Origin of the sequence: Synechococcus sp. WC101 (assembly GCF_047461555.1) — a bacterium.
Classification (GTDB): domain Bacteria; phylum Cyanobacteriota; class Cyanobacteriia; order Thermostichales; family Thermostichaceae; genus Thermostichus.
Window position 1 is genome coordinate 1 of sequence record NZ_JANSHG010000087.1, and the last position, 10621, is coordinate 10621.

General features: G+C 60.0%; 12 protein-coding genes, 1 pseudogene and 1 riboswitch. Of the genes and pseudogenes, 3 read left to right on the plus strand and 10 right to left on the minus strand.

All coding sequences use genetic code 11. The features are described from left to right. The 10 genes and pseudogenes from NW809_RS07415 to NW809_RS07460 all read right to left on the minus strand — a co-directional run. Positions 1-257, minus strand: a pseudogene (locus tag NW809_RS07415) (hypothetical protein); the annotation flags it as partial. Beyond that, the gene (locus NW809_RS07420) at positions 238-933 is read right to left on the minus strand and encodes an ATP-binding cassette domain-containing protein (protein WP_011431839.1); all 696 of its coding nucleotides are present in this window, start codon (positions 931-933) and stop codon (positions 238-240) included. The pseudogene NW809_RS07415 and the gene NW809_RS07420, both read right to left, overlap by 20 nt. A gap of 10 nt (positions 934-943) precedes the next feature. Beyond that, a complete protein-coding gene (locus NW809_RS07425; RefSeq protein WP_414401842.1) occupies positions 944-1711 on the minus strand; it encodes an ATP-binding cassette domain-containing protein in 768 nt (255 codons plus the stop codon). After that, on the minus strand, positions 1704-2570 hold the full coding sequence (locus NW809_RS07430) for an alpha-D-ribose 1-methylphosphonate 5-phosphate C-P-lyase PhnJ (protein ID WP_414401843.1): 867 nt from the start codon (positions 2568-2570) through the stop codon (positions 1704-1706). Before NW809_RS07430 ends, NW809_RS07425 begins: the two co-directional genes overlap by 8 nt. Further along, entirely contained in the window at positions 2554-3606 is a 1053-nt protein-coding gene (locus tag NW809_RS07435) for a carbon-phosphorus lyase complex subunit PhnI (protein ID WP_011431836.1), read from the minus strand. Before NW809_RS07435 ends, NW809_RS07430 begins: the two co-directional genes overlap by 17 nt. After that, on the minus strand, positions 3591-4172 hold the full coding sequence (gene phnH, locus NW809_RS07440) for a phosphonate C-P lyase system protein PhnH (protein WP_414401844.1): 582 nt from the start codon (positions 4170-4172) through the stop codon (positions 3591-3593). Before phnH ends, NW809_RS07435 begins: the two co-directional genes overlap by 16 nt. Continuing rightward, entirely contained in the window at positions 4169-4588 is a 420-nt protein-coding gene (gene phnG / locus NW809_RS07445) for a phosphonate C-P lyase system protein PhnG (RefSeq protein ID WP_011431834.1), read from the minus strand. The genes phnH and phnG overlap by 4 nt, the downstream gene beginning before the upstream one ends. 9 nt (positions 4589-4597) lie before the next feature. Then, positions 4598-5416 carry a phosphonate ABC transporter, permease protein PhnE gene (gene phnE / locus NW809_RS07450; RefSeq protein WP_414342146.1) on the minus strand — a complete coding sequence of 273 codons (819 nt, stop codon included), beginning with the start codon at positions 5414-5416 and terminating at the stop codon, positions 4598-4600. Further along, on the minus strand, positions 5385-6281 hold the full coding sequence (gene phnD, locus NW809_RS07455) for a phosphonate ABC transporter substrate-binding protein (RefSeq protein WP_414401845.1): 897 nt from the start codon (positions 6279-6281) through the stop codon (positions 5385-5387). The genes phnE and phnD overlap by 32 nt, the downstream gene beginning before the upstream one ends. Before the next feature lie 46 nt (positions 6282-6327). Continuing rightward, positions 6328-7119: a phosphonate ABC transporter ATP-binding protein gene (locus tag NW809_RS07460; RefSeq protein WP_414401846.1), complete on the minus strand. Its 792-nt coding sequence runs from the start codon at positions 7117-7119 to the stop codon at positions 6328-6330. Between the two features lie 278 nt (positions 7120-7397). Between NW809_RS07460 and hisIE the strand changes: the two genes are divergently transcribed. The 3 genes from hisIE to NW809_RS07475 all read left to right on the plus strand — a co-directional run bounded on the left by hisIE (position 7398) and on the right by NW809_RS07475 (position 10564). After that, positions 7398-8030 carry a bifunctional phosphoribosyl-AMP cyclohydrolase/phosphoribosyl-ATP diphosphatase HisIE gene (gene hisIE, locus NW809_RS07465; RefSeq protein ID WP_414401847.1) on the plus strand — a complete coding sequence of 211 codons (633 nt, stop codon included), beginning with the start codon at positions 7398-7400 and terminating at the stop codon, positions 8028-8030. Beyond that, positions 7990-8658 carry a DUF1997 domain-containing protein gene (locus NW809_RS07470; protein WP_414401848.1) on the plus strand — a complete coding sequence of 223 codons (669 nt, stop codon included), beginning with the start codon at positions 7990-7992 and terminating at the stop codon, positions 8656-8658. Before hisIE ends, NW809_RS07470 begins: the two co-directional genes overlap by 41 nt. 45 nt (positions 8659-8703) lie before the next feature. Continuing rightward, positions 8704-8804, plus strand: a riboswitch (Fluoride riboswitch). A gap of 119 nt (positions 8805-8923) precedes the next feature. After that, positions 8924-10564, plus strand: coding sequence for a cation:proton antiporter (locus NW809_RS07475; protein ID WP_414401849.1), 1641 nt, complete (start codon positions 8924-8926; stop codon positions 10562-10564). Positions 10565-10621: the final 57 nt, after the last annotated feature.

Genomic DNA, 10621 nt, shown 5'->3' on the forward strand with positions numbered 1-10621 from the left:
GCCGCCAAAGCTCGGTTTTCCCAAATCCCCAAGGCCATGTCCACCGCCAGCTGTACCCCTGGGCGCGGCTCCAGCTCGGGCTCCAGGCTATCGGTATGGAGGTCGACTACGCCGGGCACCAGGGTAAGTCCTCGCAAAGGGATCCCTTCCCCCACTTGCCCCTGCCGAATCTCGGCAATCCGCTCCCCCTCCAGCCGCAGGGATCCCACCGGGAGGACACCATCGGGGAGAACTAGCTTAGGCCCTGCTAGCCACATTTGCCCTCACCTCCAGGGAATAGGTTTTGTCAACCAAACCCGACACATCGTCTAAGGAGTGAAAAACGCCAATGATAGCTGTTCCCTGCTGCTTCAAGGCTCGTAGGCGTTCTCGCAAGGCCAACTTGGCTGCAGTATCCAAGCTGGCGGTGGGCTCGTCCAGAAGCAGCAGCGGATAGGGGTGGATGAGAGAGCGAGCCAAGTTGACTTTCTGTTTCTCGCCCCCCGAGAAGCTGGTTGGAAAAGTCTCCAGCAACTCTGGCTTCAGACCCAGCTCCAGGAGCAGCTCTGCTGCTCGATGTCGCGCTTGGTTTTCCGCTACTCCCTGCCACAGCAAGGGCTCCGCAACCAGCTCCAAGGCCGTGGTGCGGGGCCTGGGATCCAGAAACTGGCTGACGTAGCCGATGCGCTCGCGGCGGATTGCTAACACCTCGCGATCCCCTAAGCGGGCCAGATCCACCGTTCCCAGAGGGGTCTGCAGGAGGGCTTGTCCTGCCGTAGGCCAATAGCTGCGGTAGAGGGTTCGCAGTAGAGAAGACTTGCCAGAGCCGTTGGGGCCCTCCAGCAGCAAAAACTCTCCGGCTTGCAGGGAAAAGCTCACCTGCTGGAAGGCCAGAACCTCTCGCCCCAGTCGGTGAAGAAAGAACCGCTTTTCTAAGTTAACGACCTGCAACACCTTGCCCTTCCTAAAGTCTTGCGGCAACCAGATCCTGGGTAAAGGGGTGGCGAGGATCCTCCAGCACTTGGTCGGCCAATCCCTCCTCCACTACCTCCCCCTGGTACAACACCACAATTCGATCCGCCACAGCCCTCACGACCGAGAGATCGTGGCTTACTAGGATGAGGCTCATCCCCAACTGCCGCTTGAGGCGGCGCAGAGTATCCAGAAAGGTGGCCTGCACCAGCAAATCCAAACCGGTGGTGGGCTCGTCCAAAAGAACAGCCAGAGGCTTTTGGACTAAAGCTTTGGCAATCTGTACCCGCTGGCGCTCTCCTCCCGAAAGAGAAGCTGGGGGATCCCCGGCTCGCTCTAAAGGAAAATCGGCTTGCTCCAAAGCCTCCTGCGCCTCCGCTGCCAGCACTCCAAACCGCCGTTCTCCTCTAAGGACAAGGGGCTCCGCAACATTAGTCAGGGCCGCAAAGCCCATGCGCAGGGCCTGGGCGGCATCCTGATAGACCATGGCCAGGTAGTGCCGCGCCGCAGGCTGCTCGTAGCGAGAGAGCAACAGCAGGTTACGTCCCTCCCAACCCGGCACGTTTAGCCGATACTCCCCCTGGGCTGTCTCCTGAAGGTAAAGGATCTTCAGAAGAGTAGTCTTGCCACTGCCGGAAGCTCCCACCACCCCCAGCACCTCTTGGGGATAGAGCTTGAGGCTGACGTTCTTAAGCGCCCAGCGATCCCCGTAGGCTTTGCAAACCTTGACCAGCTCCAGAAGAGGGGTCTCCTCAGCCATGCTCTTTCTCCACAAATAGAGGACCGCTCGTTTTCCCGGCCAGCAGCTTTTCCATATAGCCCTGGTCGGAGATTTCATAGGCCAAGCTGCCATCTTCTTGGGGAATGGCGTTGAGGAAGACGTGGCGGCAACCGCTGCGACGGCAGGATCCCAAAATGGGCTCCGGCTGGAAGGGCCGATCCACAAAGGCCAAGGGCTCCACCCGGGTGTAGGGAGGGACGGCATAGAGCCGCTTCTCCCGCCCGGCCCCAAAGAGGGTGATATGGGCTGCCAGATGCAGCTTGGGCAGATCCCAGCGGGGCAGAGGGCTGGGATCCATCCCATAGCGCCCATGGACCAGAACTGGGTAGGCCGCTCCCTTGCGGCTCTGGCCGTGGCGTAGGTGCTCCTCAAAAAGATCCACCCACAGCAGGCTATAGTCGCCCAGAGCATGTAGCTCCCGCGCCCTGGCGTCAGAGGGCTCCACATAGCGCAGAGGCTCAGGGATGGGAACTTGCAGGATTAGGATTTGACCTTCTTGGAGCCGCTCCTCGGGGATGCGGTGGCGGCTTTGGATGAGGGTGGCCTCCAGCGTGTCGGTGGTTGTTCGAGCGCCGCTGACCTGGGCAATGAAGCGGCGCAAGTTGGCGGCATTGACAGAGTCATCGGCCCCCTGGTCAATGACCTTCACCACGTCCTGCGGCCCCACCAGGCTGAGCGTAAGCTGCAATCCCCCTGTGCCCCAGCCGCGAGCCAGCGGCATTTCCCGGCTAGCAAAGGGAACTTGATGGCCCGGTATGGCCAGGGCCTTGAGAACCTTGCGCCGAATTTCTCGCTTGGCCTCCGGATCCAGGTAGGCATAGCTATGCTTGGGTTTCAAGGGAGGCCTCCTTTTGGAAGTGGCTCATCCAGTTGCTGAGAAAGGTTACGTAGTGGGGTAGCTTGTAGTGGAGGGCAAAGCCGGAGGCCTCCACGGGATCCGTATGCACCAGGACAAACTCCTCGCTGCGAGCCGGATGGCTGGGGCGATCCATTTCCAAATCCAGCATGGCGCCAGCGATGGCCCGCCCCTCGTTCCAACCCAGGCTAGCGGCAAAGCCCAAGCGGTATCCTTTTTCTCCGTGTCCCACCACCTCAGTAAAGACCAGGCGGATCCGCCCCAGGCGAAAGCTTCCCCCCCGCACAGGATGAAAGGCGCGTACCTCGAGATAGCCCACGCCCAACTCGGCAACCGTTGGGTGGGTGTGGACGTTGTAGGCGCGCATGGCGCTGTAGGCCAGAGCCAGAAGTCCCCCCGTATCCCCCCTGGCCAAAGCTTGCAGGCGGTGGGCCCGCGGCGCTGGAAACAGCAGTGGCTGCCGCGTCAAGTCGGGAATCTCTTCCCCTGGAGCAGGGCTACTGGCTTGCTGCTCTGCCGTGGGATCTTCTTCCAGCAGACCTTGCTCCCTCAGCCAGCTGCGCACAGAAGGATAGTGCTGGGCAGCAGCCACGGCCGCCGGCTCTAGCGGGGGGCTTTCAGAAAAGCCCAAAAGACGCAGGCTGTAGTCTAGGGTGGGCCCCAAGACCTGGCCGCCGGGAATGCTCTTGAAAGCCGAGGAAAGCCGACGCACCAGCAGGAGATCTTCCTTTTTCTGCAGCTGGGCTTTCCCTAGGCGGGGGAGAGTAGTCCGGTGTGCTCTCAGAAGCAGCAGGGCCTCGTAGAGGTCCCCCCCTGTCTGCACAAGGGCAGTGGCCGCCAGCTCCGGAGCCCACAGCCCCGCCTCTGCCATCACATGATCCAGGAGATAGGGCAGCCCAGCCAGCTGCTTTGTCCGGCCTCGCCTGCTTTTGGCTTCTGCCGCTGACAACAGCTCGCGAAAAAGGGCCTCGGCATTGAGAATGGCCTCTTGGCTGCCCCGCGCTACGACATAGCCCATCCACCCACCTCCACGCTTCGGGGTAAGCCTACCACTTGGGGGCCGTCAGTTAACAGGATGTCCACTCCCAGCGGGTAGGCCAGGATCTGGGAGCGCAGCTGCCAAAACAGAGAGGGCAAGCCTACAGCCAACTGGATCTCCCCAGCTATGCCGGGCCCTCTGAGCAACACAGGGGATCCCCGGCCCAAGGGGGCCCCCAGGATAAGGGTCGCTCCCGCTTCAGGCTCAAGGTGGGTGCCTCTTTTGAGAGCCAAAAGGCTGTCTGGGCCAGCGGGCAAACTCTCCAGCTGCTCGGCAAAGACAAAGTCAGCAGCCTCCAAAGCCACAGGCCGGGGATCCTGCCCACGCAAATCCAACAGCAGCCAGCTTGGCGCCCAAACCCCTACATTGCCGTCCACCAGCGTCAGCCCAATGAGGCGAAAGGCTTGGCGAAGGGAGCGAGCGGGAAAGCTCTCCAGACGGCCAGGGTAGCTCAACGCCCTAACCAACGCCCGGAAGACCTGCTGGCTTTGCTTTTCTGCCAGTCCCGGTGTGGGGCCGTAGGCTTTGGACATCCCCAGGCTCACAGAGTCTCCACCTCCAGGCGAGTTGCAGCTACCTTGCGCCAGAGGCGCTCGTCTTCTTCTTGAAGATCCTTCTGAGCCGCTAGCGCCAAAGCCTGGATCTTCTCCACAGCAATTCCCGCCTGCAGAGCGGCGTCTAGGTAGGCCAGGGCGCGCGCCAGACGCGGCTTTTCCCCCAGCACCATCCCGTATCCTTCTACTCCCTTTTTTGGAAAGCGCAGCCAGACCTCGTAGACCAGCACTTCTCCCACGTAGAAGGGCGTCCCCGTGCGGGAGTCCTCAAAGGGGAGCGCCAGCAGCCCTGCCCCTTCCCTGAGCTTTTGGCTGGATCCCAGAGCAGGCCTGACCTCCCGCGCCAAAGCCAGCACCTCCTTCTCGGGGGCCTCCTGCAACAGCTCTAGCATCTCTAGGGGCTGCATCCCAGCCTCCTAAATCAGGGTCTGGCGGATCCGCGCCGAAACTTTGTCAATTGTAAACACAGCCAGCAGAATCAGGAGAACGACCGTGGCCGCATCTTGAAAGCGAAAGGCTCGTATGGTCTGCATCAAATCAAACCCAATGCCCCCTGCCCCCACCAAGCCCAAGACCGTTGCCGAGCGCACGTTAACCTCAAAAAGGTAGAGAGTGCTGGAGTAAAAGGCAGGAGCCACTTGCGGCCAGAAGCCATAGGCGATAACCAGGAGAGGGTGGGAACCTGTAGCCTCTACCGCCTCCACCTGCTTCATATCTACTGTCTCGATGGCCTCTGAGAGGAGCTTGCCTGCCACACCCGCCGTGTGCAGGGTCAAAGCTAGGATCCCTGGCAAGGGTCCTAGGCCAATTGCGGCCACAAAAACCAATGCCAAGACCAGTTCATTGAGCCCCCTGAGGACATCCATGAGCCCGCGCACAAGCAGGTAAACCGCAGGGGAACGCATGACATTTCTGGATCCCAGGAAGGCCAAGGGAACCGTGAGAAAAGTGGCCAGGAAGGTGCCCCAGAGGGCCATCATCAGGGTTTGCAACAGGGAGTAAAGGAAGTTGGGCAAGAAGTAAAAGCTGGGAGGAAAGAAGCGAGCCAAGAAGGCCGCACTCCTCCCCAAGCCAGCTAACAACTTTCCTGGCGAGATCCCGGCAGGCTCCGCCGTCAGCAAGAGAGCAAGAAAAACCCCCCCATACAGCACAACCGTGCTCAGCTCCCTGCGCTTAAGCTCTGCTGGCAGGGGGGGAAGTCTCCTAGAGTTGGCACTCAGGTTTCTTAAGAGCATCGTTGACCTTGCGGAAGGGATCGTAATCTGCGTCGCTAGCCGGCTCAAAGCCCTTCAGCCCACGAGCCTCCAGCCATTTCCGACCCTCCGGCGTGTTTTCGTACTCCAGATAGGCCGTGCGCAAGGCCTCCTTGAGATCCTCTGGCAGATCTTTACGGTAGGCCCAGGGAGAGGAAGGAATGGGATCCGATCTCCAGATGACCTCAAAGTCCTCTATGCCTTTGATCTGCCCCTTCTTGGTGGCAATGCTGATCCCGGTATCCCAGGTTACACCAACGGGAATGGTTCCCTGAGCTATCCCCAAGATGACCGACTCGTGGTTGCCAGCAAAAGTCACCTGCTTGAAATACTCCTTGGGCTTGATTTTGGCCTCAAGACAGAAGTAGGCCATGGGCACCTTGAAGCCAGAGGTGCTCTCTGGGTCGACGAAAGCAAAATCTTTACCCTTGGCGTCTTCTAGAGTTTTGATGCCACTGCCTTTCTTGGAAAGCATCAAGGAGTGATAAACGGTACCCGAGCGCAGCGAGTCCTCTTTCACGAACGCTTCAATGGGAGCGTTGGCCTTTTCAATGGCATCTACGTAGGAGGCAGGGCCGTAGAAAGCTACGTGAGTTTGGCCTTGTGCCTGGGAGACCATCACCGCCGTGTAGTCACCGGCCACAAACAGGCGGACGGGGATCCCCAGTTTTTGTTTGAGATAATCCAAAAAGGGAGCATAGCGAGCTTCGTAATCGGCAGCACTCTCCACCGGTACTTCAGCAATCACCAGCTCCTTGGGCCAGTTTTGCTTCTGAGCCAGCCCTGGAACCCAGCTGGAAATTCCCATGAGGAAGGCAGCAAGGAACAGAATTTTTCTTCTCCGCATAAGGTTTTCTCCTTTGCAGTTAACTTGCGGTTGAAGGTGGATCTTGTTAGACCATCAAGGTTGAGGAAAACCATTCGCTTGCCTCGTGGGTTTCCTTCTCCCCAAAGTAGAGCTCCCTTTCCTTTTCAGAGGTAAAATCGGAAAGCGGCCCATTGAAGAAAACCTGGCCCTCCTTGAAAGCAACGACTCGATCGGCGTAATGGCGCACCATTTCTAGGTGGTGCAGGGTAACCAGCAACGGAATCCCCTGGCGGCGCACCGCTCCCAGCAGCAGCTCCATAATTACCTTTGCATTTTTAGGATCCAAAGCCGAAATGGGCTCGTCGGCCAGAATCAGGGCTGGCTCCTGGATCAAGGCGCGAGCAATACCCACTCGCTGCTGCTGCCCCCCTGAGAGAGCGTCGGCCCTTTGCCAGGCATGCTCTAGCAACCCTACCTCTTCCAGCAGCTTTTCCGCCTTGGCCAAATCCTGAACAGAAAAGTGCTTGAAAAGACCCCGAATGGGACTCATGTGAGGCAGACGCCCAACAAGAACGTTTTCCAGAACCGTCAGGCGCCCGATGAGTTGAAAGGTCTGGTAGACCATGGCCGTGCGCCTGCGCAGCTGTTGCAGGGCATCCCTTTGGCCTTCATGGAGAGGAAGAGAATCAACCCAAACTTTTCCGCCGCTGAGCTTGACCATCCCTTTCAAAAGCCTAAGAAAGGTCGACTTTCCTGCTCCCGAAGGTCCGATCAAGGCCACAACCTGCGCTCCATCGCCAAATAGGTCAAGGTAAACCTCCCTTAGGGCAACCTTGTTTTTGAAGGCAACCCAAAGGTTCTCGACTTGGATGCGCATAAGCTACCTCACGGCGGGAAAACCGGTAACAAACCTAGCAGATTGGCCTGATACTGAAGTTAAAACCAAGTTAAGCTTTGCTGGCCCGGGCAGCAGGACTTCTCAATGGCTTCTCGAAACTGGCTTTGGCCTGGAGGGCGCTCTTGGAGGTACCCCTGGGAGAGCTTGCTCTGCTATCCTGCTAATAATCTCGATTGGTTTTCTGCCAAACCCTTATGGCTGCTGCTGTGATCTCGGGCCTCTCTTGGCAGTCCCCCAGAGCCCTTTCACCGGAGGAGATGGCTTGGTTAGGCAGCCTCAGCTACAACGAACAGGGCCTGATCCCGGCCATCGTGCAGGACTACCTGGACGGAACAGTGCTGATGATGGCCTGGATGAACCGGGAATCGCTGCAAAAAACCCTGGAAACAGGCCGCACCTGGTTTTGGAGCCGCTCGCGGCAGGCGTTGTGGCCCAAGGGGGAAACTTCTGGCCATGTGCAGTGGGTCAAGCAAATCCGCTACGACTGCGACGGCGACGCGCTGGTGATCTTGGTGGAGCAGGTGGTAGATGCGGCTTGCCACACGGGGGCGCGCAGTTGCTTCTTCCGCCCACTGCCAGGGGATCAAAGGGATCCCATCCCGGCAGCAGATACTCTGTCTCAGGTGTTTGCTGTGGTGAAGGCCCGCCAGGCAGATCCCCGTCCCGATTCCTACACCAGCAGCCTGCTGGCCAAGGGAGACAACGCCATCCTGAAAAAACTCGGTGAGGAGACGGCTGAGGTGGTGATGGCGGCAAAGGAGGGGGACAAGACAGCCCTGGCCCGCGAGGTGGCGGATCTCTGGTACCACTGCCTTGTGGCTCTTGCTCACTATCAGGTGGATATTCGGGATGTCTATCGCCAGCTCCAAGCCCGTCGTTCCCCTCAGTGAAGGTGCTCTGTCCAAGGGAGGGGAGCTGCTTTTGGAGGAGATGGATCAGCCCCCAGCTAAGACCCCCTTGGAGTTGCAGGCCGGGCGACGGGGCCAGGTGGATCTGGAAACCGATCGGGAGACGTTGGCTTGTTACCTGCGGGGCCATGGCCAGTGGATCCAGCGCTGCTTCCAGCCGTTGCGAGTGGAGCCCCTCTCTGCTGAAACCTACAGGCTGCAGTTCTTCCGCATGGGCGGCCTAGGATTTGAGCTGGAGCCCAGCTTTGGGATCAAGATTTGGCCGGAGGAAGATTACCTATTTCGGCTCACCTCCATTGAGCTGCCGGGGGATGCTGCCCTGCCCTATCGGGTGGATTGTCAGGCCAGCTTCCGGCTGGAGGAGCTGCCGGGATCCCTGGCCACCACCCGCGTCCACTGGGATCTCCAGCTGAATATCCGGCTGCATTTGCCCAAGTTTTTGCAGGTTCTGCCGCGCAAGTTGGTTCAGAAAGTGGGCAGCCAGGTGGTGCAGCAGGTTACCCGCGGCCTCAGCGATCGCTTTACCCACAATGTCTGCAGCGATTTCTATGGCTCCATTGGCCGTTCCCATCACCCCTATCGCTTGGTTGCGGTGGAAGATGGGGCGTGATATCGTAAGGAGCACATGTGTTGCGGGCAGGCTGCTTGGTCCTTCCCGGCAACGGGCGATGGGGTTCGCCGCAACCGCCTCAGGCAGATCCTAGGGATAAAGTTTCTCTAAGACTTAGAGCTGGGGCTAATGACTCCTACTCTTCTGGGCAGATCCAGGGGGTGGGAGTCTTTGATGTTGAGTTCTCACCCCGCAGAAACGCGAACGGCTTTTTCTCCCTGGGCTGCCCTTCAACACGCGGACGGCGAGGAGAGAGGTTTTGTTGATGCTGGGCAGTTGGCTGTGGATCTTGGGGATGGGCTTTTTTGTCGGCCAGATCCTGGGCCGGCTGGGAATGCCGCCGCTAGTGGGGATGATCCTGGTCGGGATCCTGTTGCAAGAGGTCTTGTCCTCAGAGCTGTTGGCGGCAGCCGGGGATCTGCGCTTGGTGGCCGTCACGATTATCCTGATGAAGGCCGGGCTGGGGCTGGATCGGGAAAAGCTGGCCCAGCAGGGATCCGTGGCGCTGCGGCTGGGGTTTTTGCCGGCAGCCTGTGAGGCGCTGGCGGTGGCGCTCTTGAGCCGCTGGATCCTGGGGTTGGACTGGGCGACGGGGCTGCTTTTGGGCTGTGTAATCGGGGCGGAGTCGCCGGCGGTGATCGTGCCGGGGATGTTGCGCCTCAAGAGCTTGGGCTGGGGGGTGGCCAAAGGGATCCCGGACGCCATTTTGACCGGCAGCGCCCTTTCCGACGTGCTGCTGCTGTTGGGCTTTAGCCTGTTGCTGAGCTTTTTGGGGCAGGGATCTCCAGAGGGCCTTCGCCTGTTCGGCCTGGAGCTGTCGCCGCTGCAGTGGCTGCCGTTCCAGGTGGGGATGGAGATCCTGCTGGGGGTGGCCATCGGCTACCTGGGGGCGCGGCTTTTGGTGGCGCTCCTGGTGCAGCAGAACTGGACGCGCAACAGCACGCAAGAGGTGTTGCTGGCAGCCTGCCTGGCGCTGGGCCTGGTGTTGGCGTCGCAGGTGTGGCCCTATTTTTCCGGCTACCCGGCGGTGATGGCCCTGGGGTTTTTTCTCGTCCAACTGGATGGGCCGCTGGCGCGGCGGCTGCGGCTTGGGTTCGACGCCCTCTGGACGGTGGCGGAGATCGTGCTGTTTGTCCTGCTGGGGGCCTCTTTGGATCTGCAGGTACTGGGATCCCTGCTCTTGCCCGGCTTGCTGCTTTTGACCCTGAGCCTGCTGTTGGGCCGGGGCCTGGGCTGGTGGCTTTCCACGGTAGGGAGCAACTGGAACTGGCGGGAGCGGCTCTTTTTGCTGCCGGGCAACATGGCCAAGGCCACGGTGCAGGCGGCCATCGGCGGCATCCCCTTGGCACAAGGGATCCCTGGCGGAGAGACCATCCTGGCCATAGCGGCCTTGTCGATTCTGGCCACAGCACCCCTAGGGGCTTGGCTGACCCAGGTCTTTGCCCCTCGCCTGCTGGAAAAAGGGGAGGTGGATCCCACCAAGGTGGGCAGCCAGGGCAAGGTGAGCTTCTTGGCAGCCGTCGATACTTCTCCCTTGGCCGAGGCAGTGCTGCGCAAGGCAGCGGATCTGGCGCGGCGGCTGGACGGGGAAGTGATTGTGCTCCATGTTACCGACGAGCCGCAGGGGAAGAGAGTAGAACAGTTGCGGCAGCTGGCCCAGCGCCTCTTGGCCGACATTCGCCACGAATTTTGCCTGGCCTCCGGGCCTTTGGCAGAGACCATCGTGGGCCTAGCCCAGGAGCGTCAGGTTACCGATATAGTCATGGGCAAGCGGGGCCAGCGCGGCTGGGAGCAAGTATTGCTGGGATCCACTTCGCAAGCGGTGTTGGAGACCAGCCCCATCCCGGTGATTTTGGTGGAAGAAGAGGAGTTCGGGAAAGCCAGAATTGACACTCCCACCGCCTAAAGGCGGGGGATTCTTACGCAGTCCACAAAAGAACCCGTAACGGCGTTGTCAAAGCGC